This window comes from Consotaella salsifontis (assembly GCF_900167365.1).
Taxonomy (GTDB): Bacteria; Pseudomonadota; Alphaproteobacteria; order Rhizobiales; family Rhizobiaceae; genus Consotaella; species Consotaella salsifontis.
In genome coordinates this window covers 96,099-120,312 of record NZ_FUXL01000007.1, presented here as the reverse complement: position 1 = coordinate 120,312, position 24,214 = coordinate 96,099, and the positions used below count along the sequence as shown (strand labels likewise).

At 66.1% G+C, this 24,214-nt stretch carries 25 protein-coding genes; 12 read left to right on the top strand and 13 right to left on the bottom strand.

The genetic code is table 11. From position 1 onward, the window contains the following. Positions 1-17 precede the first annotated feature (17 nt). From B5D38_RS11715 to B5D38_RS11705, 3 genes are read right to left on the bottom strand one after another with little or no spacing between them, the layout of a single operon-like run. Positions 18-956 carry a respiratory chain complex I subunit 1 family protein gene (locus B5D38_RS11715; protein WP_078708610.1) on the bottom strand — a complete coding sequence of 313 codons (939 nt, stop codon included), beginning with the start codon at positions 954-956 and terminating at the stop codon, positions 18-20. Between the two features lie 10 nt (positions 957-966). Further along, positions 967-2,988 carry a hydrogenase 4 subunit B gene (hyfB, locus tag B5D38_RS11710; protein ID WP_078708609.1) on the bottom strand — a complete coding sequence of 674 codons (2,022 nt, stop codon included), beginning with the start codon at positions 2,986-2,988 and terminating at the stop codon, positions 967-969. Continuing rightward, positions 2,988-3,572 carry a 4Fe-4S dicluster domain-containing protein gene (locus B5D38_RS11705; protein ID WP_078708608.1) on the bottom strand — a complete coding sequence of 195 codons (585 nt, stop codon included), beginning with the start codon at positions 3,570-3,572 and terminating at the stop codon, positions 2,988-2,990. Before B5D38_RS11705 ends, hyfB begins: the two co-directional genes overlap by 1 nt. 413 nt (positions 3,573-3,985) lie before the next feature. Here B5D38_RS11705 and B5D38_RS11700 point away from each other — a divergent pair, with 413 nt between their 5' ends. Together B5D38_RS11700 and fdhF are read left to right on the top strand one after the other, a co-directional pair. Then, on the top strand, positions 3,986-4,522 hold the full coding sequence (locus tag B5D38_RS11700; RefSeq protein ID WP_078708607.1) for a 4Fe-4S dicluster domain-containing protein: 537 nt from the start codon (positions 3,986-3,988) through the stop codon (positions 4,520-4,522). 29 nt (positions 4,523-4,551) lie between these two features. Then, on the top strand, positions 4,552-6,729 hold the full coding sequence (fdhF, locus tag B5D38_RS11695; RefSeq protein WP_078708606.1) for a formate dehydrogenase subunit alpha: 2,178 nt from the start codon (positions 4,552-4,554) through the stop codon (positions 6,727-6,729). A gap of 149 nt (positions 6,730-6,878) precedes the next feature. On the opposite strand, the gene B5D38_RS11690 is transcribed toward fdhF, so the two are convergent. The 8 genes from B5D38_RS11690 to B5D38_RS11655 form a co-directional block, all read right to left on the bottom strand. Further along, on the bottom strand, positions 6,879-7,448 hold the full coding sequence (locus B5D38_RS11690; protein ID WP_078708729.1) for a hypothetical protein: 570 nt from the start codon (positions 7,446-7,448) through the stop codon (positions 6,879-6,881). A gap of 105 nt (positions 7,449-7,553) precedes the next feature. Then, a complete protein-coding gene (locus B5D38_RS11685; protein WP_078708605.1) occupies positions 7,554-8,486 on the bottom strand; it encodes an isoaspartyl peptidase/L-asparaginase family protein in 933 nt (310 codons plus the stop codon). A gap of 129 nt (positions 8,487-8,615) precedes the next feature. Further along, positions 8,616-9,059 carry an EF-hand domain-containing protein gene (locus tag B5D38_RS11680; RefSeq protein ID WP_078708604.1) on the bottom strand — a complete coding sequence of 148 codons (444 nt, stop codon included), beginning with the start codon at positions 9,057-9,059 and terminating at the stop codon, positions 8,616-8,618. 108 nt (positions 9,060-9,167) lie between these two features. Then, positions 9,168-9,641 carry a c-type cytochrome gene (locus B5D38_RS11675; RefSeq protein ID WP_078708603.1) on the bottom strand — a complete coding sequence of 158 codons (474 nt, stop codon included), beginning with the start codon at positions 9,639-9,641 and terminating at the stop codon, positions 9,168-9,170. Then, positions 9,634-10,560: a WD40/YVTN/BNR-like repeat-containing protein gene (locus B5D38_RS11670; protein ID WP_078708602.1), complete on the bottom strand. Its 927-nt coding sequence runs from the start codon at positions 10,558-10,560 to the stop codon at positions 9,634-9,636. The genes B5D38_RS11675 and B5D38_RS11670 overlap by 8 nt, the downstream gene beginning before the upstream one ends. Before the next feature lie 71 nt (positions 10,561-10,631). Next, the gene (locus tag B5D38_RS11665; protein WP_078708601.1) at positions 10,632-11,072 is read right to left on the bottom strand and encodes a hypothetical protein; all 441 of its coding nucleotides are present in this window, start codon (positions 11,070-11,072) and stop codon (positions 10,632-10,634) included. A 238-nt stretch (positions 11,073-11,310) separates the two neighbouring features. Next, entirely contained in the window at positions 11,311-12,684 is a 1,374-nt protein-coding gene (locus B5D38_RS11660; RefSeq protein ID WP_207552937.1) for an ATP-binding protein, read from the bottom strand. Continuing rightward, positions 12,668-13,417, bottom strand: coding sequence for a response regulator (locus B5D38_RS11655; RefSeq protein WP_078708600.1), 750 nt, complete (start codon positions 13,415-13,417; stop codon positions 12,668-12,670). The genes B5D38_RS11660 and B5D38_RS11655 overlap by 17 nt, the downstream gene beginning before the upstream one ends. Before the next feature lie 202 nt (positions 13,418-13,619). Here B5D38_RS11655 and B5D38_RS11650 point away from each other — a divergent pair, with 202 nt between their 5' ends. Beyond that, positions 13,620-13,895 carry a DUF2933 domain-containing protein gene (locus B5D38_RS11650; RefSeq protein ID WP_078708599.1) on the top strand — a complete coding sequence of 92 codons (276 nt, stop codon included), beginning with the start codon at positions 13,620-13,622 and terminating at the stop codon, positions 13,893-13,895. Next, the gene (locus tag B5D38_RS11645) at positions 13,882-14,544 is read left to right on the top strand and encodes a DsbE family thiol:disulfide interchange protein (RefSeq protein WP_078708598.1); all 663 of its coding nucleotides are present in this window, start codon (positions 13,882-13,884) and stop codon (positions 14,542-14,544) included. The genes B5D38_RS11650 and B5D38_RS11645 overlap by 14 nt, the downstream gene beginning before the upstream one ends. Here B5D38_RS11645 and B5D38_RS11640 read toward each other — a convergent pair. After that, a complete protein-coding gene (locus B5D38_RS11640; RefSeq protein WP_078708597.1) occupies positions 14,513-14,791 on the bottom strand; it encodes a metal-sensitive transcriptional regulator in 279 nt (92 codons plus the stop codon). The genes B5D38_RS11645 and B5D38_RS11640 overlap by 32 nt on opposite strands. Positions 14,792-14,945: 154 nt before the next feature. On the opposite strand from B5D38_RS11640, the gene B5D38_RS11635 reads away from it, so the two are divergent. The 8 genes from B5D38_RS11635 to B5D38_RS11600 are packed head-to-tail and all read left to right on the top strand — an operon-like array spanning position 14,946 to position 23,117. Then, positions 14,946-15,296, top strand: a complete 351-nt coding sequence (locus B5D38_RS11635) for an NADH-quinone oxidoreductase subunit A (RefSeq protein WP_078708596.1) — start codon at positions 14,946-14,948, stop codon at positions 15,294-15,296. Beyond that, on the top strand, positions 15,287-16,429 hold the full coding sequence (locus B5D38_RS11630) for a hypothetical protein (protein ID WP_131829909.1): 1,143 nt from the start codon (positions 15,287-15,289) through the stop codon (positions 16,427-16,429). Before B5D38_RS11635 ends, B5D38_RS11630 begins: the two co-directional genes overlap by 10 nt. Continuing rightward, a complete protein-coding gene (locus B5D38_RS11625) occupies positions 16,426-17,349 on the top strand; it encodes a complex I subunit 1 family protein (protein ID WP_078708594.1) in 924 nt (307 codons plus the stop codon). The genes B5D38_RS11630 and B5D38_RS11625 overlap by 4 nt, the downstream gene beginning before the upstream one ends. Continuing rightward, positions 17,340-17,951 (top strand): NADH-quinone oxidoreductase subunit J family protein, encoded by a 612-nt coding sequence (locus B5D38_RS11620; RefSeq protein WP_078708593.1) that lies wholly within the window; start codon positions 17,340-17,342, stop codon positions 17,949-17,951. Before B5D38_RS11625 ends, B5D38_RS11620 begins: the two co-directional genes overlap by 10 nt. Positions 17,952-17,972: 21 nt before the next feature. Then, entirely contained in the window at positions 17,973-18,278 is a 306-nt protein-coding gene (gene nuoK, locus B5D38_RS11615; RefSeq protein WP_078708592.1) for an NADH-quinone oxidoreductase subunit NuoK, read from the top strand. After that, positions 18,278-20,203, top strand: a complete 1,926-nt coding sequence (locus B5D38_RS11610; protein WP_078708591.1) for an NADH-quinone oxidoreductase subunit 5 family protein — start codon at positions 18,278-18,280, stop codon at positions 20,201-20,203. The genes nuoK and B5D38_RS11610 overlap by 1 nt, the downstream gene beginning before the upstream one ends. 3 nt (positions 20,204-20,206) lie before the next feature. Beyond that, a complete protein-coding gene (locus tag B5D38_RS11605) occupies positions 20,207-21,703 on the top strand; it encodes a complex I subunit 4 family protein (RefSeq protein ID WP_078708590.1) in 1,497 nt (498 codons plus the stop codon). Position 21,704: 1 nt separating this feature from the next. Then, positions 21,705-23,117: an NADH-quinone oxidoreductase subunit N gene (locus B5D38_RS11600; RefSeq protein ID WP_078708727.1), complete on the top strand. Its 1,413-nt coding sequence runs from the start codon at positions 21,705-21,707 to the stop codon at positions 23,115-23,117. Positions 23,118-23,150: 33 nt separating this feature from the next. Here B5D38_RS11600 and B5D38_RS11595 read toward each other — a convergent pair whose 3' ends face one another. After that, positions 23,151-24,203, bottom strand: coding sequence for an ABC transporter ATP-binding protein (locus tag B5D38_RS11595; RefSeq protein ID WP_078708589.1), 1,053 nt, complete (start codon positions 24,201-24,203; stop codon positions 23,151-23,153). Positions 24,204-24,214 lie beyond the last annotated feature (11 nt).

The window sequence follows — 24,214 nt, the reverse complement described above, 5'->3', positions numbered from 1 at the left end:
GGGTCCCTACGCGGCTCTCAAAGGCCAACCAGGAAGAACACGAAGGCGAGCGAGGCTGCGCCGACGCCGAGCCAGCTGTGCTGGGGCGTCAGGCGGAAGCGCGCCCGCGCCACGCTGTTCTCGACGATGGCGACGAGGCCGAAGAGAACGAACAGCTTCACGACGAAGACGATGAGCCCGACGAGAAGGCCACCCGCGCTCAGCTCGGTCGCGCTGCCGAAGGGCAGGAAGACCGCGATGAACCAGCCCATGACGAGGGTCTGCTTCAGCGCCATCGCCCATTTGACCAGCGCCAGCGAAGGCCCCGAATATTCGGTGAGCGGGCCTTCCTGAAGTTCCTGCTCGGCTTCGGCCATGTCGTAGGGCAGCTTGCCCAACTCGATGTAGATGGCGAAGGCGAAGGCGCAGCCGGCGAGAACCGTGGCCGCTGCCGAGCGCACCTCGCCGTCGGCGATCGCCGTGCCGATGGCGCCGAGATTGGTGGAGCCGGCAAGGAGCGCCGCCACGAAGAGGGCGAGCATCATGATCGGCTCCACCAGAACGCCCATGGTCAGCTCGCGGCTGGCGCCGATGCCGGCAAAGGAAGAGCCGGAGTCGATGCCCGAGAGCGAGAAGAAGAAGCGCAGGAGAGCAAAGAGATAGACGATGGTGATGAGGTCGCCGACGGCGGCCAGCGGCGTGAACCGCGTGAAGATCGGCAGGCCGGTGGCGATGACGAACAGCGTCGCCAGCATGACGATGGGCATCACCCGGAAGACGCCGCCGGCATCCGGCGGGGTGATGTCCTGGCGCTTCAGGAGCTTGGCGATGTCGCGGTAGTCCTGAAATATCCCAGGGCCATGGCGGGTGTGCATCTTGGCGCGCTCGAAGCGGGAGAGACCCGAGACGAGAGGAGCCGCGGCGAAGAGCAGAAGCGCCTGGCCAAGAGCAAGAAGGAGGTGGGAAAGGGTCGGCATCTCGATCCTCCTAGTGGGCTGCCACGGCGAGCAGCACGATCAGTGCGCCGACGATGTAGAGGCAGTAGATGCGGAAATCGCCGCCCTGGATCACCTGCATCCAGCGCCCGGTGACGGTGACGCCGCGGGTGACGGGATCGACGAAGCGAGTGTCGGCCCAGGGCTCGGTGCGCCGAGCCAGGCAGACGAAGTTTTCGAAGCCGATGGTGATATGCGACCAGGCGCCGGCGACGGACTTCCTGACCGCGTAGAGCGGCACGAAGAACATGCGGATCGGCTGGGCGAAGCTCTTGGCCGTGAGCGCCATGCGGATGTCGGGAAGGTATCCTGCCGCCCACGGGGCGTCGGAGCGGCGCCGCGCTATGCGGGTACCGGAGAACATCGCCTTGACGACAATCGGCAGCGTGGCCAGCGCCAAAAGCAGGATGGCGATGAGCGGCGTCGAGAGAACCGTCGTGCTTGCCGCACCGGGGATCAGCAAGGCGCCGTCGGCCAGCGTCGTCGTCGGCAGGCCGAGGGTGGCCGAAGCGATACCTCCGATCACCGGGGCGATCCACGGGGCGGCGAGGCCGAGGCAGACGCAGGCGAGAGCCAGCACCACCATGCCCGTGACCATCGGTGCCGGAGCCTCCGTCGCATGGGCGGCGTGGGCGCTGCGCGAGGGGCCGGCGAAGATGACGCCATAGGCCTTGACGAAGCACATCACCGCCAGCGCGCCGGTGAGCGCCAGCATGACAGCCGCGATGGGTGTCGCGAACTGGACGAGGAAAGAGCCGGAAAGCGCCGCCGCGAAGAGGCCCTGGTAGGTGTACCACTCGGAGACGAAGCCGTTGAGCGGCGGGATCGCCGAGATGGCCAGGGCGCCGACAAGGAAGGAGAGCGCCGTCCACGGCATCGTCTTTGCCAGCCCGCCCATCTCCTCCATGTCCTTGGTGTGGACGCGGAAAATGACCGAGCCGGCGCCAAGGAAGAGCAGCCCCTTGAAGACAGCGTGGTTGACGAGGTGATAGAGGCCGGCCATCAGCCCGAGCACGGCGAGCACCGGCTGTCCTTCGGCCAGGCCGATCATGCCGGTGCCGACACCGAGCAGGATGATGCCGATGTTCTCGACCGAGTGGTAGGCGAGGAGCTTCTTGATGTCGTGTTCGGCGAGCGCGTAGACGACGCCCAGCACCGAGGACACCGCGCCGAAGGCAAGCACCAGAACGCCCCACCACAGCATCGGCTGGCCGCCGCCGAGAAGGTCGAGCGCGACCTTGACGATGCCGAAGATGCCGATCTTGATCATGACGCCCGACATCAGCGCCGAGGCGTGAGACGGTGCGGCCGGGTGCGCCTTGGGCAGCCATATGTGGAGCGGGATCATGCCCGCCTTGGCGCCGAAGCCGAGGAAGCCGAGAACGAAGACGGTGGAGGCCATGGGCGCGGACAGCGAGACGTGGCGGAAAGCCTCGAAATCGAAGCTGCCGGCGGCATTGGCCAGAAGGAAGAATGCCGCCATGATCAGCACCGAGCCGGCATGGGCGACGAAGAAATAGAGGAAGCCCGCGCCGACCGCGTTCTTGTCCTCGTCGAAGATGACGAGGAAGTAGGAGGCGAGCGACATCATCTCGAAGAAGATGAGGAACCAGAAGGCGTTGTCGGCCGTCACCACCAGCATCATCGAGGCGATGAAGAGGTGCATGAAGAAGCCCATGCCGCCGACGCCGCGCCCGGAATACTCGCGCACATAGGCAAGACCGTAGATCCAGGCGACCAGCGAAAGCAGCGAGATCACCGCGACCATCAGGCCGGCGAGAGGATCGAGCCTCAGGACGAAGTGCGCGAAGGGGTAGGGGCCGTCGAGGGCTAGGGTCGAAACGGGGCCGGTGAGCGAGAGGAGGCCGGCGCCGAGGCCGGACGCCGCGGCCAGGACGCCGGCCACGCTGGCGATCCCGCTCGCGAGAGTTTCGGATCGGCCGAGAATCAAGCTCGCGAAGGCGCCGATAAGCGACAGGGCGAGCGACAGACCGAGGAATTCGAGCGGCGTCATCACTCGCGACCTCCCATGGCCGAAAGAAGCTTCGGACGACCCAGCTGATCGGCCGTGACCTCGCGCTTGTTGGCGACGACCGCGTCCATGCCGTCGTCGCCGACGAGGTAGAGGGCGTTGGTGGGGCAGGAGGGTACGCAGGCCGGACCCTCGTCGCGGAAGTCGCAGAGGTCGCATTTCACGGCGACCGACTTGACGCCCTGCTCCCAGACCAGAAGCGGATCGAGCGTCTGCGGCCTCACCGTGGGGAAGGCGATGCCCGCGACGCCGGCAAGCCCCGTTCCCGACGGCGTGATGGCGCCGAAGGGGCAGGCGAGCGCGCAGAGCTTGCAGCCGATGCAGGTCTTCTCGTCGAGCATGATCATGCCGTCCTGGTGCGTGATGGCACGCACCGGACAGACGAGCGCGCAGGGCGCGTCCTCGCAATGATGACACACGACCGGAGCCGTCGCGTCGGCCGTCTTGGTGACGGTCAGGCGTGGATGGCTCTGTCGCCCGGCCTCCTTATGGGCCTGGGTGCAGGCGGCCATGCACGTGTTGCAGCCGATGCATCGTCCAGCTTCGGCAACGATGAAGCGGTTCATTGACCGGCATCTCCTTGCATCGCGTTCTCCGGCATCGAACCCCGGCGATCCACGCTCGATCGAGAATCCTGATCGAGCAATAGAAAACAAGTATTGGCTCGGCCCATGTGAGTTTATTTCCCTAATGCTCTCTTTGTGTCCTGCTATCACCGTGTCTCATAAATTGACATGCGGCAATCCGTCTCTTAACGAACGCAAATCGAACAGGCTATATTTTCAAATATCCGTTGATAGAGGATTCTTATCGGCAGATATACATATTCGATCGATCGGATATGTTTCGCTTATTGAGTGATAGGGATTTTCGATCGTGTGCCGTGGATCGTGATGGCGGGCAGCTGCTCCTCGTCCGTTCGGCAACCGGCTCGGAGGCGGCCTTCGCTGGAGGCCGGATCAGGAAAGGGAACTGAGGAATGAACAGATTCGTGGCCGCGGACCCGGGCAAATGCATCGGCTGCCGCACCTGCGAGATCGCCTGTGCGATGGCACACCGCCCCGATGGCTCGACGGAGGCCCTGGCGCCGACGAATTTCGAGCCGCGGATTCGCGTCATCAAGACCGCGACCGTCTCCACCGCGGTGATGTGCCATCACTGCGAGGACGCGCCGTGCCTCAACGCATGTCCGGAAGGGGCCATCGTCTATCGCGCCGATAGCGTGCAGGTGGATCAGAGCCGCTGCGTCGGCTGCAAGAACTGCGTGATGGCCTGCCCCTTCGGCGTCATGGAAGTCATCACCGTGCCTGCGGTGAAGTCGATTGCCGGCATCCAGGTTTCGGCCGGCGTCAAGGCTCGCGCCCACAAGTGCGATCTGTGCATCGATCGGGCCGCCGGGCAGGCCTGCGTTGGCGCCTGCCCGACCAATGCGCTTCGTCTCGTCGACGAGGCGAGCCTCCAGCAGTCGCTTGCCGAGCTGCGCGAGCGCACGGCGATCGCCGCCATCGCCGTTTGACCGCCGCGCGCCAAGGAAAGGAAACCTTCATGGAAAAGCATATGTCCGTGTGCCCGTATTGCGGCACGGGATGCAAATTCAACCTTCTGGTCGAGAACGAGAAGGTGGTCGGCGTCGAGCCGCTGAACGGCATCACCAACGAGGGGCGGCTGTGCCTCAAGGGCCTCTACGGCTATGACTTCGTCAACGACACGAAGATTTTGACGCCGCGCCTGCTCCACCCGATGTATCGCCGCTCGCGCGATGCCGATTTCGAGCGCATCTCCTGGGACGAGGCGATCAAGATCGCCGCGACCAAGTTCTCCGAGATCAAGTCGAAGTATGGTCCCGACGCCATCATGACGACGGGGTCCTCACGCGGCTGCGGCAACGAGACGAACTTCGTCATGCAGAAGTTCGCTCGCGCCGTCATCGGCACCAACAATGTCGACAACTGCGCCCGCGTCTGCCACGCGCCTTCTGTCGCCGGTCTCGCCCAGACGCTCGGCAACGGCGCCATGTCGAACTCGATCCAGGAGATCGGCGAGACCGACTGCCTGCTGATCTTCGGCTACAACGTCGCCGACAGCCATCCGGTCATCGCGCGCCGCGTCATCGAGGCGAAGGAAAAGGGCGCCAAGGTCATCGTCTGCGATCCGCGCAAGATCGAGACGGCGCGCCTTGCCGACCTCTACCTGCCGCTGAAGAACGGCTCGAACATGGCGCTGGTCAATGCCTTCGCCAATGTTCTCATCACCGAGAACCTCTACGACAAGTCCTATGTCGCCAACCACACGGAAGGCTTCGAGGAATACAAGGCGATCGTCTCGAAATACACGCCGGAATACGTTGCCGACATCACCGGCCTCGATCCCGACGACATCCGCGAGGCGATGCGCATCTATGCCGCCGCGCCGAGCGCCACAATCCTGTGGGGCATGGGCGTCACCCAGTGGACCATGGGCGTCGACGTGGTGAAGGGCCTGTCGGGCCTCGCGCTCTTGACCGGCAATCTCGGCCGTCCGCATGTCGGCGTCGGGCCGGTGCGCGGCCAGAACAACGTCCAGGGCTCGTGTGATCTCGGCGTGCTGCCGAACGTCTTCCCCGGCTACCAGCCGGTGACGGACGCCGCCATCCGCGCGAAGTTCGCCAAGCGCTGGGGCGTGGCCTCGCTGCCCGACAAGGTCGGCGCGATGGTGACGGACGTTCCCCACCTCGTCGAGCATGGCAAGCTCAAGGGCTATTACATCATGGGCGAGGACCCGGCGCAGACCGACCCGGACCTCACCGCCGTGCGCAAGTCCCTGGCGGGCATGGAATTCGTCATCGTCCAGGACATCTTCATGACCAAGACGGCGATGCTCGCCGATCTGGTTTTGCCCGCCACCTCCTGGGGCGAGCACGAGGGCGTCTTCACCGCCGCCGACCGCACCTTCCAGCGCTTCTATCAGGCCGTGCCGCCGAAGGGCGAATGCAAGCACGACTGGGAAATCATCGCCGAGATCGCGACGGCGATGGGATATCCCATGCACTACCAGAACACCCAGGAAATCTGGGACGAGCTGCGCGAGCTCGCACCCAAGTTCTACGGCGCGACCTACGAGAAGATGGAAGGCCTCGGCTACGTGCAGTGGCCTTGCTATGAGGTCGAGGACGCCCATGGCGCCAAATACCTCTATCACGGCAACAAGTTCGAGCGTCCGAGCGGCAAGGGCCTGCTCTATGCGTGCGAATGGCATCCGCCGATGGATCAGACGGACAGCGATTTCCCGATGATCCTGTGCACCGTGCGCGAGGTCGGCCACTATTCGTGCCGCTCGATGACCGGCAACTGCTCGGCGCTGCAAACGCTCGCCGACGAGCCGGGCTTCGTGACGATGAACCCGAAGGACGCCAAGCGCCTCGGCATCAAGGACCGCGAGCTGGTCCACGTGTCGTCGCGTCGCGGCAAGATCATCACCAGGGCTCAGATCACGGAGCGCACCAACGAGGGTGCGGTCTACATGACCTACCAGTGGTGGATCGGCGCCTGCAACGAACTGACGGGCGAGAACTTCGATCCGACCTCGAAGACGCCGGAATACAAGTACAGCGCCGTCAAGGTGGAGCCGATCGCCGACCAGCTCTGGGCGGAAAACCACGTGCAGCAGGAATATGCCAGCCTCAAGGGCAAGCTGCGCGGCGCCGTCGAGAACACCGCCGCGATGAAGGTTGCGGAAGTGGCCTGACGAGGGCAAGCCTTGCGGGCTGCCGATGCGGCGGCCCGACGAGGCGCGCGATGCGGAAGAGAAAACAACGGGGCGCCTCGATTGAGGCGCCCCGTTGGCAATTCAAGGCCTCGACAGGGTCGGCATCAGCTTGATGCGTCGAAGAAATCTCAAGCACATCCTTCGACATAGCCCAGGATCGGCATCGTACCCACGTGGATCTGGCTGACCTTGCCATCAGTCCCGATCTCGAAACGCAGCGCGGAACTGCCGTCCTTGGCGTTCGGGGCGGTGAGGTATTTCGCTGGGGCGGACCAGTAGTTATGCGGCTCCTCCCGGAATCCGCCGAACCACTGCCTCACTTCTTTTTCGGTCGCTCCGACCCCAATCCCTTCTGCCAGTTTCACGTCCGAGCTCTTGGCGACGGAAATACGGCGGACCTTGCCATCCGTCACGATGGCATAGACTCCAGGATAGGCGGGCGAACTGACCGTCCGGCATTTGTCGCTGGTCTGCGCCCCGCGCTCCGCCCAGGAGCTGCCTCTGGGAACTGGCTCGCCGATCCGAAGATCGCCCAGCCCCTCAAGACCGATGATCTTGGCCGATGCGGGCTTGGGCGAAGGCGCCGGGGCCGCCTCGGCGGCGGCAACGACGCTCGTCCTCTCCTCCGTCTGGGAGCAGGCGCTGAGGGGAATGGCCACGGCGAGGGCGGCGACCGCGAAGGCAGGAAAATATCTCATGGCGCATAGAACGGCCGCGCGATGAAATTGGTTTCGCGCGACCGGAAAGGCGTTGTCGCCGACGCGCTCCCGAGAAGGCGGGGGCGTCGGCGGCATCATGGAATGTCAGGCGAATATCGCCGTTTCCAGGCTTCCGTCGCCACGAACGACGCCCCGGTACATGCCTGAGCAGTTGAACGGCATCGAAACATTGCCCTCGCCATCCACAGCGATCAATCCACCGGAGCCGCCGAGGGGCGCGATCTCGGCGATGATGCCCTCCGCCGCCTTCTTCAGCGACTGGCCGCCCCAGCGCATCCGCGACGAAATTTCGTGCGCAACGGCATGACGGATGAAGATCTCGCCGTGGCCGGTCGCCGAGATGGCGCAGGTATTATCCTCGGCCCATGTGCCGGCCCCGATCACCGGACTGTCGCCGACGCGTCCTTCGGCCTTGGCTGTCATGCCGCCGGTGGAGGTGGCGGCGGCGAGATGGCCGGCACTGTCCAGGGCGACGGCTCCCACCGTGCCGTGCTTGCGGGCCTCGTCGTTATCGTCCGCCTGCCCCGTGCGGCGGCGTTCCAGCTCGTCCTGCAACGACTTCCATCGCCGCTCGGTGCGGAAGTAGGATTCGTCTTCCATGACAAGGCCCGCCGAGCGACAGAAGGCAGCGGCGCCGGGGCCGGCGAAGAAGACGTGGTCGCTCTTCTCCATCACGGCTTTGGCCGCCAGGATCGGGTTGCGCGGGCCGCAGAGACCGGCGATCGCGCCGGCGCGGCGGTCGCTTCCGTCCATGATTGCCGCGTCCATCTCCAGCCGGCCCTCGGCGTTGAAGACGGCGCCGCGCCCGGCGTTGAACAGCGGGTCATCCTCCAAGGCCATGACCGCCGCGACCACGGCGTCCAGCGCCTTGCCGCCTTTCGAGAGCACGGCATGGCCGGCCTGCAGCGCGGTGCGGAGCCCCTCATGGTAGGCGGCTTCCATATCCGCCGTCATGGAGGCGCGAAGGATGACCCCCGCGCCGCCGTGAATCGCTAGAACGGGGCTCATCTTTGTCATGGTGGTCCTTTTTCGGATCAAGGTCTCGGTTTCGCACGCTGTCACAGAACGCAGGCGAATCCATCAAGTGGCACCGATGGAAATATCCTGTTGCGCGACGATGCAAGCCCTGATCCGGACCAATCTCGCTCAATCGGTGCTCTGGGCCGCGCCACCGGAGCAGAATGACGACATCTCGTCGGCGGAAAGCTGACCGTCGCCATTGGCGTCCATGGCCTTGAACATGCGGGCATGCACCGCCTGCACCTCGTCGAGCGACAGCGTGCCGTTGCCGTCGGTGTCCATCATGATGACCATCATTTTGGTCATGCCCGGTCCCATCATGCCGTGGGCGCCGCCGCGCATGCCGCCTTGGCCCATCATTCCCTGCATCATGCCGGCGCCCATCATTCCCGAGCCGGACATCATGCCCTGGCCCATCATGCCGGTTCCCTTCGCCTGTTGGTCCGCACCGCCATCGGGATGATGCGCCTCGTGCTCGCTTTGCGTCATGCCGGCTGGCTGCGCATAGGCGCTCGCCACGCCGAGGCTCATGAGTGCCGCCAATGCCGAAGCCGCGATCGCTCTTTTCATGGGAAAACTCCTGTCTTTCTGCTGCTATAAGGCTCGCGGGCTTGGTGCCCGGGGCGCCGTTCGAGAACCGCCGCGCTCGCGGCGATCATGGATGGGGCGTGGTCCTGGTCAGGGCCGCCCGTGTCCCACTGGCGTGTGGGCTTCGTCGGGAAACGGTCGGTCGCGGCTTTCCTCGGCCTGGGCCGCGCGCTGCTCCGGCGTCCAAAGGGTCTTGACGTAGATGAGGACCGCGCGGATTTCGCGGGGCTCCAGCACACCCTCGAAGGGGGGCATGGTGAGATCCTCCATCTTGTTGAAGGGATCACGCCAACCGTCGAGCACCATGTGGTAGAGCACCGCGTCCGGATGGCGCCAGGCGTGTCCGCTTGCGTCGTGCGGTGGCGGCGGGAGGTTGCCGTTCTCGTCCGGCTGCCGCCAGTTCTCCGCGCCTTGCCCGCGCTCGCCATGGCAGGCGACGCAGTTTTCGCCATAGATCGCCCTGCCGGCTTCGACCGTGGCGGGATCGAGGGGGGAGGGCACTTGAGCGGTAGAGGCGGATGTCGCCAGGACGCCCGCAAGGACGATGAGGCAACGCCTACTCATCGGCGCGGGTCCAACCCGCCGCCTTGTCGCGGCTGACGAGAACGGCGCCGTCCTCGGTGCCGGCATAGACCAGGCCGCCGGCCTGAACGGTCATGGCCGTCACCGGGGTCTCCGGCGCCGCAGCCGTGCTGAAGGTGCGTCCGCCATCGGCGCTCTTGAAGAGTTCCGCGCCGGCTGCGGCATAGACGTCTTCGGGGTGCGTGGGATCAGCGGCGACAGCCTCGACTGTGCCGGGAAATTCGCCGGTTTCCCGCCACAGGCAGAAGCAATCCATGGTCACGCGCAGGCCCTCCGAGGTGGCGGCGTAGAGCCAGCCGGATTCCATGCTGCCTTCCATGTCGGTGTGGAGAAACTGACGCACATTGTCGACGACCGCATCCATCTGGTCGAGCAGCGCGCCTTCGCGCGGCGCGGGGCCTCGCGCCATCATCGTCCACTCGCCGCCGGCGTCGCGGCTGCGATAGATGCCCTTCTCGGGGATGAAGGCATAGAGCGTGCTCGCCTCCGTGGCATGCGGGGCAAACGCCGTGACATGGAGGCTCGGCAGGGTGCCGCCGACATTCGTCCAGCTCTTGCCGTCATCCTTCGACTGGAAAACCCCGACGTCGGGACCGCTGGCATAGAGCGCTTCGTCCGGTCCGGCCGCGACGGCGACCTCGTCGATCCTTCCTGTCGCCTCGGCCGGCAGGGCAAGCTCGATCCAACTGCGTCCTTGGTCGCGACTGGCGTAGAGGTCGCCGCCCTGGACCTTCAACAGCTCGCCGTCCGTGGTTGTCGCAAGGGAGGAGACGGCGGCGCCCGACGCGCCATCCTCGGCCCAGCCGAGCGATGGGGAGGCAAGCAGGACAAGGGCGAGTGCCGGCCCGGCGAGACGCGAGGGGAAGCGGGCCGAGCTGCGAGAGGCTTTGGGTGCGGGCATGTCGATGGTCACGATGGAGGCTTGAAGAAGTTTGGCTGAGGGCAAGGGAGCGAATGCGAGACGCTTGCGGGCTACACCAGTTTGCCCACGACCCAGCCGGAATCGAGGGTCTCGATCTTCAGCTTGTCGCCGGGGCCGAGGCAGCGATTGTTCATCATGCGGTGGTTGTTGATCACGGTGATCGTTCGGCCGTCCGCCAGCTTGATCTCGTTGTGGCAGTGATTGATCCTGTCGGCGTCGGGCTCGCAGTCCGCATCACTCAAGACAGTGCCGGAGGTGGCGCTGGAGGGCGCCTGGCCGTCGATCAGTTCCAGCAGATAACGCCCGCCGCGACCGTTCTCGACCCAGGATGACAAGGTTTCGCCGCTCGGGATCGGCGGGTTGGCGGCCGCCGTCGCGGTCATGGAAGGATAGGCGAGGAAGACCGCGGCTGACGCGATGGCCAGGCCACCGACCGCGCCGAGCAGCCAGCGGCTCCTGGACTGCAAATTCCGGCTTTTGCTCTTTTTCATATCGGCTCTCTTGTGGGCGTGCCCGGCGCTTTGCGGCCCAAGCCGCCTGCCTTTGACAGTCCCCACCTGACAGCGGCCCTGAAACAGGGCTTTGTCACGCCGGCCGAAAAGTGTGTCAGTGTGTGACGAGCGCGCGCTTGGAGCATGATCCCGAAAAGTGGGAACCGGCTTTCGGAAAAGGTCATGCGCAAAGAAGAAGCTAGATCGGGACGATGAGCGACGCTCAACTCATCCTGCCCTAGCGCGGCAGCCGCAGGGTCGCGCGAAGGCCACCGCCATCGCGGTTCGCCAGGGCGATGTCGCCGCCATGGGCGTAGGCGACGCTGGCGACGATGCTGAGGCCGAGCCCGACGCCGCCGCTCTCGCGAGCGCGCGATCCCTCGAGCCGGTAGAAGGGGCGGAAGACCTCGTCGATCCGGTTTTCTGGAATTCCGGGGCCTTCGTCATCCACATGGATGAGAACCGCGCCGGGGTGTTCCTCGACCGCGACCTCGGCCCTGTGGCCGTATCTTGCGGCGTTCTCGATAAGGTTCCCCAGCGCCCGGCGCAGCGCCTGGGGCCGGCATGAAAGCACGAGCGAGGGGGGCTCGGCGCAGGAAACCGGCCTTCCGACCTCAGCGAGATCGTCGCACAGGCTTTGAATCAGCGCGCCGAGATCGACGCGCTGCATTGGCTCGCCTTCGGCGTCCTGCCGGGCGAAGGCCAGGGTCGAGCGGATCATCTCCTCCATCTCGTCGAGCGTCGCCAGCGTCTTGCCACGCTCCCCCTCGTCCTCGATCAGCTCGGCCCTGAGGCGAAGCAGGGTGATGGGTGTGCGCAGGTCATGGGAGATGGCCGCGAGCATCTGCGTGCGGTCCTCGACGAAGCGGCGCAGGCGCGCCTGCATTCCGTTGAAGGCGATCGCGGCGCGCCGCACCTCGTCCGGGCCACCTTCGTCGAGCGGGGGCGCGGCGACGTCGCGGCCCAGCCGTTCGGCGGCCAGCGCGAGCCGACGGAGCGGCCCGGTCATGCGCCGTACGGCGACCAAGGACAGCGCGAGAACCGCACCGGCCATCACCAGCGTGGAGGCGAGGGCGCCGCCGGACGGACGCATGCCATGGACAGGCAATGCGCCAGTCACCGAGATGTAGGACCCGTCGCCAAGGCCGATGGATGCCCGCACATTGGCCGCCGCCGTGGGGCCGAGGCTGGCAAGGCCGAAGCCGCCTTCGGGGTCCGGATCGAACACCTGGACGGTGGTGCGGCTGGCGAGCTCCGGCCCGAGTTCCTCGCCCAGAAGCTGGCGGATCATTGCGCCGCGCCAGTCTGATTCGTGTTCGCGCACCAGCGGGTTCTGCGGCGAGAGCGAGACGTCGAGATCGGTCGCCTTGGCCGCCTCGACGAGCTGCGGCCGCTGCGCGGCCGGCACGGCGGCGATCATCTCGACGACCACGGCGGCGCGGTGGGCGAATTCGCGCCCGCCGGTCGCGGCCAGCAGCGTGTCGCGATCGTGCGAATAGAACAACATGCTAACGGCGTGGGTGAGCGTCAGGCCGACGACGAGGAGCAGCATGGTCTGCCCGGCCATGCTGCGCGGCAGGGGCAGCCGCCAGCGCCTAGCTCTGATGGTCATCGAAGCTGACGTCGGCAGTGAACATGTAGCCATCGCCCCACACCGTCTTGATCAATGTCGGGTTGGCGGGATCGTCTTCCAACTTCCGGCGCAGCCGGCTGACCTGGGTGTCGATGCTGCGGTCGAAGGGGATGGCCGAGCGTCCTCGGGCGAGATCGAGGAGCTGATCGCGCGAGAGCACCCTTTTCGGCCGCTCCACGAAGGCGACGAGCAGCGTGTATTCGCCCTTGCTGAGCGGCAGCACAACGCCATCCGCCCTATGCAGGTCATGCCGCGCGAGGTCCAGCGTCCATCCGGTGAAACGGGCAATGGCCCGCTCGTCCCCGACTGTCGGGACCACCGCAGCGGCCGCCGCGTTCATCTGCGTTCGGCGCAGCACGGCCTTGATGCGCGCCAGGAGCTCGCGCGAGGAGAAGGGCTTGGCCATGTAGTCGTCGGCGCCCATTTCCAGGCCGACGACGCGGTCTGTCTCTTCGCCCATGGCGGTCAGCATGATCACCGGCGTCGTCGCCCCCTCGGCCCGCAGCCGCCGGCAAAGGCTGAGCCCGTCCTCGCCGGGCAGCATCAAATCCAGAACGATGAGATCGATCCGGTGATTGGAGAGCGCCTGCCACATCTCCGTGCCGTTGGCGGCCTGCGTGATGCGCAGGCCGTGCTTGGAGAGGAACTTGCCGACGAGATCGCGGATATCGCGATGGTCGTCGACGATCAGGACGTGAGGCGAGGCTTCCATGGCGCGGACTATACAGTCGCGGCGTGTCGCAACGACCGAAAAAAGTGTGACGGAGTTTGCCAGAAGCCATCCCTGCCAAGAACTGTCACCAAATCCCTCGCGGTCGTCAAACTTGAGAGAGCGTCGCGCGTCATCTTGTGCCGGCTTCGCAATGGCGGCGGCGTATCCGCTGCCTTGAACAAAGACTTGGGAAGGTCGCTGGATGTTGGACGGTATCGTCGGTTACGTAAGAAACAAGCCTCGGACGAGCGCCTTGACCGGCGCTGCCGTGGTCGCGGCTTTCGGGCTTCTTGCCTGGGACGCGAGCCGGGGCGGTGCGCTTCTGGCCTATCTGCCGCTGTTGCTCTGCTTTGCCATGCACGGCTTGATGCACGGGCGGCATGGCGGCCATGGCGGCGACCAGAATGGGGAGGGGGCGCTCAAGGAGATCATGCTCGAGCCGAACGAAGAGCGGACCAGCGGTCATGGCCACGACTGAGGGAGTGGCCGCTGCGGCCGGTGCCTCGGCGCGCCCGACCTCCCGCCATTGGCTCTTTGCGCTCCCCCTGCTGCTCTTCATCAGCCTCGGCGTCGCCTTCGCCGTCGGGCTGACGAGGAATCCGCGCGAGATTCCCTCGGCGCTGATCGGGCAGACCATCTCGGATTTCGAGTTGCCGCCGCTGCCGGGCCGGCCGCCCGGCCTCGCCAGCCGCGACCTCGTCGGCGAGGCCTCGATCGTCAACGTCTTCGCGTCGTGGTGCACCGCCTGCCTGGAGGAACATCCCTATTGGATGAAGCTGTCGGCGCAAGGCGCCGTGTCGCTCCACGGCCTCAACTACAAGGACGATCCGGACAACGCTCTCGACTGGCTCGCGGAACTCGGCGATCCTTATCACCGGGTCGGATCGGACCGTAACGGGCGGGTTGCCATCGATTTCGGCGTCTACGGGGTGCCGGAAACCTTCGTCATCGATCGCGGCGGGCGCATTGCCTACAAGCATATCGGGCCTGTCGACCAGAAGGCGCTGGACGAGACCATCCTGCCCCTGGTCCGACGCCTCCAGAGCGAGGCTTCCGGCGCCGAAGGGAACACGGCCGTGCGGGAAGGATCGGCTATCAAGGCCGAGCCTTCATCGCCAAAGCGATGATCTCGTTCAGCGCCTTCTTCTGGTCCTCGGCATCACCCGTTCGCGCCGCGACGCCCATCCGGTGGAGGCTGTGGTCGGCGAGGAGGAGCGCCTCGAACGATTGCAGCGCCCGGCGCACCGCCAGACTCTGGTCCAGGACATCCGCGCAGTCGCGGCTTTCCTCGATCATCTTGATGACCCCGCGCACCTGCCCTTCGATGCGCTTCAGGCGCTTCATCGCGGCGGCCCGGTTCTCTTCGGAATGCATCGAATGCTCCTTCGCCGCCGAAGCAAATCAAGCGGAACCGCAGGGGAACGAGCTTCGCGATCGGTCCGTTGCATACCCGCAGGGGTATCGGTGGCTGGAGCTTGTACGGCGCGGTGAGGGCGGCCGGCCCTTCGATCGCGCAAAGGAGGGGCACTTGGCGGGACTGGCTGGAGCATTGGTGATCGTGCTTGTCGCGGCAACGGTTGCCGCGCTGGTTCGGTCCGCGCGCTCGCCGTTCGCTGCTCCGATCACGGAGCCCCAAAAGGTGCCGTTTCTCGGCGGCGGCGCGCCGACCACTCACGCCTGGCAGCGCTATCACGTCCGCTACTATCCGATGACGCTGCTCTTCATCGCCTTCGAGATGGAGATGATGTTCATGTATCCGTGGGCCGTCGTCTTCGTCGAGGAAGGCGGCAAGGCGATGATGGAGATGGGCATGTTCCTCGCCATCCTTTCTGTGGGCATCCTCTATGGCTGGCGGGAGGGCGTCTTCCGGTGGCAGTGAGGCTTCTGGAAAAATCAGCTCCTTCGGCGCCCGTTTCCGTCTTCGCGGCCGTCGGCGCAGGAAGTCGCGGCCGGGTGGAGCGACTGTTCTATGATCCGCGGCTGACCCGTGTCCTCAGCGTCCGTCAGGCCAATGTTCTGCTTGTCGCCGGCTCCTTGCGCGACGAGGACCATGACGATCTTCGCCGGCTTCACGATCAGATGCCGCCCCCACGCGCAACGGTGTGGTGGGGGAGCGATCCCATCTTTGGTTTCGACGATCTTACGACAATCGCGGTGGAGGACGATCCGGTGGCTGCCATCGTGGCCGCTCACCGGGCGTTGATCATGGTTGAGCGGGCGAGCGAGCCCGACCTGTTGCCGAACGAACCAGCCAATCCATGGCGCGGTGAAGGCCCGCACGGCCAGGGTGGCAAGGGCATGATGGGTGGCACCCCCTATGGCCGGCCGATGGCTATGACCAACGACGATCTGCGCGACGGCTTGGCGCTCGACGCCTATACGGCGCCCTTTGGTCCCTTCCTGCCAATGCTGCCGCCGGGGCTGAAGCTGTCGCTGACGCTGCAAGGTGACGTGGTGCAGAAGGCTGAGGTGCTCCGGCCGCCGTTGGCACAGCACGACGATGGGCCAACACGCGCATTGCGCCTGCGCCGGGTCGCTCGCCTCCTGCGGATCCTCGGGCTCGACGCTCATGCCGATCGGCTTCAGGACGCATCCCGGGCTTCGGAGTGCGGAGAGGAGGTCGATTTCGCAAAGCTCCGACGTCTCGTGCGCTGGTCCGGCGCATTGGCGGCGATCCCGCCGGGGCTCGGAGTGGTTGATGGCCGAGACGTCAGGAGCCGGATGCGGCGCTGGCTCGATGAGTTGGGCGTGCAGAGACCCGATCCGGCCGATCCTGCCTCTTCGGAGCAACCCGCAAGGCTCGTCGACCTCCTCGAGGGACTCGAATGGACCGAGGCTATACTCGTGATCAACAGCTTCGATGACAAGGCTCTCCTGGCCATGGCGCCGGTCGAAAAGGAAGACGGGAACGCCGAGAAAGGCGAGGGCGAACATCATCATCACGACCATTCGAGCCGCGACCACCATTCCGCCGGCCACGCCATGAACCACGGCGGGGGCGGGAGCGCATGACACAGATGCTCGCGATCCTCATTCTACTGCTGTTCCTCACAGCCGGAATCGCCGCGGCGGCCATGCTGGACCGGGCGATTCCAGCGCTCGTCGCCGGGCGGCCGATGAAGAGTAGCCTTTCGGCGCCGTTCGCGGTGGCAGCGGCCATGGCCATCGCGCCGAAGAGCGACACGGAGCACCCGGATCGCGTGGGCTGGGTCCTTGCGCCCATCCTCTACTTCACCTTGGCGGCTGTCGGCCTCAGCGTCGTTCCGTTGTCGCCGAGGCTCGTCGCGGCCCCGTCTGAGGTCGGCATCGTTCTCTGGGGCGCTTGCGAGGCGCTGACCGTCGTCGCGGTCTTCCTGCACGGCTGGTCGGCCAACGCGCCGCTGCCGCTGATGGGCGCCTACCGCTATGTCGCCATCGGCCTGCCGGCAATGTTGCTCTCGATGTTCGTGCTGATCGGCGCGGCGCTTCCCGCGCAGTCCCTCGGCCTCGTCGAGATCGTCGAGTCGCAGCGGGACGTTTGGAACGTCGTGCGCCAGCCGGCGGGGCTGGTCCTCTTCCTGATGCTCGGCCTCTCGGTCAGCCTGCGCGGGCCTTTCGACTACGCCGATCCTTACGATCTCGCCGGCGGTACGCAGGCGGAGGTTTCCGGCGCCGCGCGGCTGAGCTGGCGGCTGGCGCGCCTTGCGATGCTCGTTTCGGTATCCGCCATGACGGCGACGGTGTTCCTCGGAGGGTATCTCGGCCCCGTCCTGCCCGGCTTCGTCTGGCTGGCGTTGAAGAGCGCCCTCGTGCTCGTCGCCTTGGTTGCGGCCGGTAACTGGTTCGCGCGGATGCCGCCGGCGCGCATGATGAGCTTTCTCTGGTTGGCGCTGCTGCCGCTGTCCTTCCTGATGCTCGCCGCCGTTGGCGTGGAGTTGCTGCTATGGGGTTGATCGACATCGCCTTCATCCTTCTCTCTGCGGTTGCGGTCATCTCCGGTTGGCGGGTCTTCGTCACCGACTCGATGGTGCGCGCCTCCTTCCTGCTGCTTCTCTCCTTCGTCGCCGTGGCGCTGATCATCCTCTTGATGGCGGCACCCTATATCGGCGTCGCGACTATCTTCATGATGGCGGTGGAGATGATGGTCATGGCCCTCTTCATGGTCATGTTCATGATGAACCCCGCCGGCCTCAATCCGATGATGATGGTTCATCAGAACCGCTTTGCCATCGGGGCCGGTGTCGTCGCCTTTGCCGGGCTGAGCCTTGCGGCGCTGGCCACGGACTTTGTGGACAACCGCGTCGATCCGGCCAAGCGCGTCGTTCATGATCTCGGCATAGAGCTTCTCGGCCCCTCGATGCTGACCTTCGAGACGGCGGGCGTCACGCTGCTCGCGACCATGGTCGGAGCCGTCGTCCTGTCGGCGCGCAGCGGCCGCTTCGGTGCTTCCGACGAAGGCTCGCTGCCGCCGGGGCTGGAGCCGGGCGGCGAGCCGGCGGGCCGCAAGCCGGAGGAATCCGGCGGTCACCACCATCACCATCACATGCACGGTTGAGATAAGGGGAGCCGGAAACTCATGACCCTATCCAGCGTCCTCATTGTCGCCGCCGCGTTGATCGGCATCGGCCTTTACGGCGCGCTGTCGCAGCAGTCCTTCGTCATGCTCATGATGGGACTCGAGCTGATGCTGAACGGCGCGCTCCTCGCCGTCATCGGCTTCTGGTCGTTCGCTCTCGGCGGCGCGCCCGAGGGGCAGCTTCTGGCGATCATCATCATGGCGGTGATGGCTGTCGACATGGCCGTGGGCTTCGCCCTGGTGACGGCGGTCTATCGCAAGCGACAGGCGGATACGACGGAAAGCCTCGGGACGCTGAAGAACTGATGCTGTTTCTTCTGATACTTCCGCCGATTTTGGCCGCCCTGGCTGTGCCCTTCGCGGTTTCGAATACCAGCGGAGGAGCGCGGGGCAGGCTGCTGGGCGTCGCCCTTGTGGGACTGGCGGGGACGCTGGCGTTTGCTTTCATCGCCGCCGTCAATGGCTGGGCAGGGATGCTGGTCTGGGCCAGACCCATCGTCCTGACGGCGGCGCTGACGCCGATCTCGGCCGCGATGGCGATGCTGGTGCCGCTGATCGCCCTGCCGATCCTCGCCTACGCAACCTTCCACGAAGAGGAGGAAGGGCTGGCGCGCCTTGTCGCTTTCCTGCTGCTCTTCGTTGCCGGCATGGAGCTTTTGGTGATCGCCGCCGACCTTCTGACGCTGCTCATCGGCTGGGAGCTGGTCGGCGCCTGCTCCTACCTCCTGATCGGGCACGAATGGCGCGAGGAGGAGAATCCCGCGTCCGGCCTTTATGCGTTCTTGGTGACGCGGCTCGGCGATCTCGGTCTTTTCGTCGCTGCCATCGCCACGTTCGCGGCCACCGGCTCCTTCTCCTACGCGGCGCTCGGCGGCATTCCTGCCCCCCTTGCTGCCGACGTCGCCTTCGGTCTCATCCTCTCGGCGGCGGCGAAATCCGGGCAGGTGCCGTTCTCGCCCTGGCTGTTCCGCGCCATGGCCGGCCCGACCTCGGTTTCCGCCTTGCTTCATGCCGCGACGATGGTCGCCGCCGGCGCCTATATCCTGATCCAGCTGGAGCCGTTCCTCGCTTCCGTGCCGGGCGCCTCGGTGACGATCCTCGGCCTGGGACTGGCGACGGCGCTCGCCGGCGGCATGGTGGCCGTGCTTCAGATCCACGCCAAGAAGCTTCTCGCCGCCTCGACCTCCGCTCATTTCGGCCTGATGTTCGTCGCCATCGGCGCCGGCTTTCCCGGCGTCGCATTCTTGCACCTCGCCGCCCACGCGGCGTTCAAGGCGCTCCTGTTCCTCGGCGCCGGCATCGCGGGAAGCCGCGCCGGCACCTATTCGCTCGATCGCATGAGCTTTGGGCGCGTCCTGCCATGGACCGCCGTCCTGGTGGCGGTCGGTGCGCTCTCTCTGGCTGGCTTGCCGCCGCTCGGCGGTGGCTGGACGAAGGAGGGGATCGTCACGGCCGGCGAGCACGTCGATCTTTGGATCGCGGCCGGTGTCATCGCGGCGGGCGCTCTGAGCGCGGCCTATGCGGCGCGATTCGCGCTTTCGGCTTTCGACGCTTCGTCGCCAGAAGAAGAGAAGGACGAGGGCTATCGCCCCGGACGGATAGAACTCGCCGCCTTGGCCGTTCTGGCGGTCCTGGTAGTCGTGACGTCGCTGCTCTGGCTTCCCCTCGTCCGGAACGCGGTGGCGTCTTGGCTGAACGTTGAGCTGCCGGAAGCGAAGCTAGTGACGTTCGTTCTCTCGACCCTTGCCGTGCTTTTCGGCGGCATCGCGGGCGCGGTTGTCGCCCGTCGCCATCCGGGGCTCGGGCGGGAGGGAGACGCGCGCGGCGCCGCGAACTGGCTTGGCTTGCCGGCGCTCATCGATCGGCTGGTGACACGTCCGGCCATCGGCCTGGCGAAAGCCGCCGCCGCCGTGGACGATTGGGTCATCGATGCGATGGTGCGGGCCATCGGCAAGGGCGGCAGACAGGCCGGACGGCTTTGGTCGAGTCTCGCCGATGTCAGCGTCGACAGCGTCGTCGCCGGATTGGCTGCCGCAACCAGTCGGGTGGCTTCACTCGGCGGAGGTGTGGGGGAAAGGCTGCTCAACGGTCTCGCCGATGGGACGGCGCTCATGGTCGGTCAGAGCGGCCGTGACGCCCGCCGCATCCAGACCGGGCTCTCCCACCACTACTACGCCCTGGCGGTCGCCGCGGGCGCTGTCGCCATCCTATTCCTCTTGTCCGTGTCCTGACCCATGCTGACGCTCGCCATCCTCCTTCCGTTGATCGCCTCCCTCGCGCTGGCCCTTGGCCCCGGCTTTGGGGAGAGAGTCGCGCGGGTGATCGCACTGGTGGCCTCCGCCCTGTCGCTGCTGGCGCTGGTCGTGGTCTGGCTCGGCTTCGACACCGGCGCCGGCGCGCCCGCCTTCCAGGCCGTGGCCGAATTTGCCTGGATTCCGGCGCTTGGTGTCGCGTGGCGCGTCGGCGTCGACGGCATGGCGCTGGCGGTCGCCCTGATGAGCGCGCTCCTCTTCGTCGGCTCGATCGCCTGGCCGGCCGACTACAAGGGCAAGGCGCGGCAATATTACGCCTGGTTCCTGTTTCTCCAGGGCGTTTCGCTCGGCCTGTTCCTGGCGCTCGACCTCCTTCTTTTCTACGTCTTCTTCGACCTCAGCCTCGTCGGCATGTACTTTCTGATCGGGCGCTGGGGGCATGGCGATGCGGAATATGCGGCGCTGAAGTTCTTCATCTACACGCTGGCCGGCTCGCTCGCGATGCTGCTGGCGATCCTTGCCCTGGTGCTGGCGAACGATACGCTCACCTTCGACATGCGCGCGCTGATCGCCGCCCAGCCGCTGCGGGGGACGGACCTTAAGGCGAGCCTCGTTCTTTTCGGCCTTCTCCTTGGCTTCGCCATCAAGACGCCGCTGGTGCCGTTCCACACCTGGCTGCCGCTCGCCCATGTCGAGGCGCCGGGGCCGGCCTCGGCCATTCTTGCGGGCGTCCTGCTCAAGATGGGCACCTACGGCATCGTGCGCATCCCGTTCTCGATGATGCGCGAAACCTTCGCCGCCTATGCCCTGCCGCTCGCCATTCTGGCGCTCGTTTCGATCCTCTGGGGTGCGATTGTCGCCCTCGGCCAGACCAGCCTGAAGCGGCGGATCGCCTACACCTCGGTCAACCATATGGGCTACACGGTGCTCGGCATCGCCGCCGCGGGCGCGGCCCTGGGGGCGGAAAGTGCCCGGACGTTGGCGCTCACCGGCGCCGTCACGGAGATGGTGGCGCACGGGCTGATCACCGGCTCGCTGTTCCTGATGGCGGGATCGTTCTGGCAGCGGGCACAAACCTATGAGATGTCGGCTTTCGGCGGCTTGGCGCGTACGGCCCCCAAGCTGACGGCCGCCTTCTTCCTGGCCGCCTTCGCCAGCCTGGGGCTTCCGGCGCTCGCGGGATTCGTCGCCGAATTCCAGATCTTCGCCGGCACCTTCGCCGTCTATCCCTGGCTGGCGGCGGTCGCGCTGATCGGCATCGTCGTCACGGCGGCGCTGTTCCTGTCCATGGCGCAGAAGCTCTTCATGGGCCGGGCGGCCGTTCCGACGCGGGACTTCCCGGATTTCTCTCGCACGGAGGCGGCGGTCGTCGCCGGGCTTCTCGTGCTCGTCGTTCTGATCGGCATCTACCCGAGTTGGCTTCTTACGCTGATCGAAACGGGCTCGGCGTTCCTGCCCGGTGCCGGGGGCGTCCGCTGAGATGCCGATCGGCGACATCCTTCCCGAGATCGCGGTCGTCCTTTCGGCGGTCGCGATTCTGCTCTTCGCGTCCTTCGCGCCGCAGCGCTTGCAGTGGATCGGCGCGCCGCTGGCGCTTGTCGGGCTCGCCGCCGCGGCCGCCCTGTGCGTTGCCCAGTTCGGCGAGACGCGGCTGACCTTCTCGCAAAGTTGGGCGCTCGATGCGGCGAGCCAGTGGGGGCGCCTTCTCATTCTCGGCGCCACCGCCTTTACGACCCTGCTCGCGCCGGGCTGGTTTGCCGAGGACCGGCGGCACGGGGAATACTACGCCATGCTCCTGTTCTCGGCGCTTGGCGCGATGGCGATGGCGGGGGCGGCCGATCTTCTGCAACTCGTCATGGGCGCGCTGCTCTCGTCGGCATCGGGCTATGTGCTCGCGGCCTATCACCGCGACTGGGCGCTCTCGGTCGAGGCGGGGATGAAGTTCTTTCTCATCGGCGCGCTCGCCAACACCGCAATGGTGGTCGGTGTCGTCCTGACATTCGGCATGCTTGGCAGCACGGGCTTTGCCGGCATGGGGGGCGCGCTGGCAGGCGGACAAGGCTCACCGGTTTTGCTCGTCGGCGCTGTGCTCGTCATCCTCGGCCTTGCCTATAAACTCGGCGCGGCGCCGATGCACGCCTGGATGCCGGATGTCGCGGAAGGCGCGCCGGTGCCGTCAACCGCCTTTCTCACCGTGGTGCCAAAGGTGGGCGCGGCGATCGCCTTCGCCCGCTTCGTCTCGCTGTTTCCTGAAGGCAGCGTCGCCATCCGGCCGCTGGTGGCGGCGCTCGCGCTGATCACCATGACGCTCGGCAACCTCGCCGCGCTCTGGCAGGAGGATCTTCGCCGGATGCTCGGCTGGTCGTCGGTCTCGCAGTCGGGCTATGCGCTCATGGCTGTCGCCGTCGTCGGCCTGTCGCCGCATGCCGTGCCGGCGTTGATCCTCTTTCTCTTCGGCTATGCCGCGAGCAACCTCACGGCATTCGCTGCCGTCGCGCATCTGCGCGGGCGGACGGCGCGCGCCGACTATGATGGTCTTGCCACGACGAGGCCATGGGTCGCGGGAACGATCATCCTCGCGCTGTTGTCGCTGGTGGGCATTCCGCCCTCGATCGGCTTTGTCGGAAAGTTGGAGCTGTTCCTGGCGACCGTGGACGGCGGCTATTCTTGGCTGGCGGCGGCGGCGGTCATCAACACGGTCGCCTCGCTCTTCTATTATCTGCGCTTCATCGCACCGATGATGTTCGCGCCGCCGACGAGGCCGGTGGCAACGCTCGGCCTGCCGACGGGCGTTGCAGTGGCGATCGGATCGGGTGCCATCCTGATCCTCGCCATGCTGGCCGAGGGGCTTCTCACGCCCCTCATGCGCTCGGGCTTCCTGCCGTTGGGGTGACGCTGCCGCCTGTCGGCGCGATTCCGGGGAAAATCAGTTGAGACGCGCGCCGGATGCCGCATCGAAGAGATGAGCGGCGGCAACGTCCGGCCGCAGGCGGATTGTCTCGCCCGGACGGGCGGAAATCCGCTCGCGGAACACGGCGATCATCTGTTGCCCGGCAAGGCGCAGCGTCACCTGCGTCTCCGACCCCATCGGCTCGACCAGAAGAACTTCCGCTTCCAGCCCCTCGCCATCGAGGGCAAGATGCTCGGGCCGTATGCCGTAGACCGCGTCCTGGCCGTCGCGTTCGGCTATCGGTCCTGGCAATGGCAAGGTCACGCCGCCTGCCTCGAAGCCCGCGCGGGTGATCGTTCCCGGCAGGAAATTCATGGCCGGTGAGCCGATGAAGCCCGCGACGAAGCGGTTGGCGGGACGATCGTAAAGCTCGAGCGGCGTGCCGATCTGCTCGACCTTGCCGCCGTTCATGACGACGATGCGGTCGGCCATGGTCATGGCCTCCACCTGATCATGGGTCACATAGACCGTGGTGACGCCGAGCCGCTGGTGCAGGCTCTTGATCTCCGCGCGCATCACCACGCGCAGCTTGGCGTCGAGGTTGGACAGCGGTTCGTCGAACAGGAACACCTGCGGGTTGCGCACGATGGCGCGGCCCATGGCGACGCGCTGCCGCTGGCCGCCGGAGAGCTGACGCGGATAGCGGTCGAGCAGCTTCGCAAGGTCCAGGATCTGTGCCGCCCACTGCACGCGCTCGGCGATCTCGGACTTCGAGTGGCCGCGATGTTCGAGCGAGAAGCCCATGTTCCTCTCGACCGTCATGTGCGGATAGAGGGCGTAGTTCTGAAAGACCATCGCGATATCGCGGAATTTCGGCTCCAAATCATTGACGACGCGATCGCCGATCGCGATCTCACCGCTCGAGATGGATTCGAGGCCGGCGATCATCCTGAGAAGCGTGGACTTGCCGCAGCCGGAGGGGCCGACCAGCACCAGGAATTCGCCGTCGACGATATCGACGTCGACGCCCTGGATGATCTCGACAGCGCCGAAGGACTTGCGCACGTTCGCGAGTTTGACGGGGGCCATGACGGGTCCTT

Bases quoted from the DNA above. Each gene is read 5' to 3' on its own strand.
- B5D38_RS11715 (WP_078708610.1), bottom strand. From the start codon at position 956: ATGCCGACCCTTTCCCACCTCCTTCTTGCTCTTGGCCAGGCGCTTCTG.
- hyfB (WP_078708609.1), bottom strand. From the start codon at position 2,988: ATGACGCCGCTCGAATTCCTCGGTCTGTCGCTCGCCCTGTCGCTTATC.
- B5D38_RS11705 (WP_078708608.1), bottom strand. From the start codon at position 3,572: ATGAACCGCTTCATCGTTGCCGAAGCTGGACGATGCATCGGCTGCAAC.
- B5D38_RS11700 (WP_078708607.1), top strand. From the start codon at position 3,986: ATGAACAGATTCGTGGCCGCGGACCCGGGCAAATGCATCGGCTGCCGC.
- fdhF (WP_078708606.1), top strand. From the start codon at position 4,552: ATGGAAAAGCATATGTCCGTGTGCCCGTATTGCGGCACGGGATGCAAA.
- B5D38_RS11690 (WP_078708729.1), bottom strand. From the start codon at position 7,448: ATGAGATATTTTCCTGCCTTCGCGGTCGCCGCCCTCGCCGTGGCCATT.
- B5D38_RS11685 (WP_078708605.1), bottom strand. From the start codon at position 8,486: ATGACAAAGATGAGCCCCGTTCTAGCGATTCACGGCGGCGCGGGGGTC.
- B5D38_RS11680 (WP_078708604.1), bottom strand. From the start codon at position 9,059: ATGAAAAGAGCGATCGCGGCTTCGGCATTGGCGGCACTCATGAGCCTC.
- B5D38_RS11675 (WP_078708603.1), bottom strand. From the start codon at position 9,641: ATGAGTAGGCGTTGCCTCATCGTCCTTGCGGGCGTCCTGGCGACATCC.
- B5D38_RS11670 (WP_078708602.1), bottom strand. From the start codon at position 10,560: ATGCCCGCACCCAAAGCCTCTCGCAGCTCGGCCCGCTTCCCCTCGCGT.
- B5D38_RS11665 (WP_078708601.1), bottom strand. From the start codon at position 11,072: ATGAAAAAGAGCAAAAGCCGGAATTTGCAGTCCAGGAGCCGCTGGCTG.
- B5D38_RS11660 (WP_207552937.1), bottom strand. From the start codon at position 12,684: ATGACCATCAGAGCTAGGCGCTGGCGGCTGCCCCTGCCGCGCAGCATG.
- B5D38_RS11655 (WP_078708600.1), bottom strand. From the start codon at position 13,417: ATGGAAGCCTCGCCTCACGTCCTGATCGTCGACGACCATCGCGATATC.
- B5D38_RS11650 (WP_078708599.1), top strand. From the start codon at position 13,620: ATGTTGGACGGTATCGTCGGTTACGTAAGAAACAAGCCTCGGACGAGC.
- B5D38_RS11645 (WP_078708598.1), top strand. From the start codon at position 13,882: ATGGCCACGACTGAGGGAGTGGCCGCTGCGGCCGGTGCCTCGGCGCGC.
- B5D38_RS11640 (WP_078708597.1), bottom strand. From the start codon at position 14,791: ATGCATTCCGAAGAGAACCGGGCCGCCGCGATGAAGCGCCTGAAGCGC.
- B5D38_RS11625 (WP_078708594.1), top strand. From the start codon at position 16,426: ATGACACAGATGCTCGCGATCCTCATTCTACTGCTGTTCCTCACAGCC.
- B5D38_RS11620 (WP_078708593.1), top strand. From the start codon at position 17,340: ATGGGGTTGATCGACATCGCCTTCATCCTTCTCTCTGCGGTTGCGGTC.
- nuoK (WP_078708592.1), top strand. From the start codon at position 17,973: ATGACCCTATCCAGCGTCCTCATTGTCGCCGCCGCGTTGATCGGCATC.
- B5D38_RS11610 (WP_078708591.1), top strand. From the start codon at position 18,278: ATGCTGTTTCTTCTGATACTTCCGCCGATTTTGGCCGCCCTGGCTGTG.
- B5D38_RS11605 (WP_078708590.1), top strand. From the start codon at position 20,207: ATGCTGACGCTCGCCATCCTCCTTCCGTTGATCGCCTCCCTCGCGCTG.
- B5D38_RS11600 (WP_078708727.1), top strand. From the start codon at position 21,705: ATGCCGATCGGCGACATCCTTCCCGAGATCGCGGTCGTCCTTTCGGCG.
- B5D38_RS11595 (WP_078708589.1), bottom strand. From the start codon at position 24,203: ATGGCCCCCGTCAAACTCGCGAACGTGCGCAAGTCCTTCGGCGCTGTC.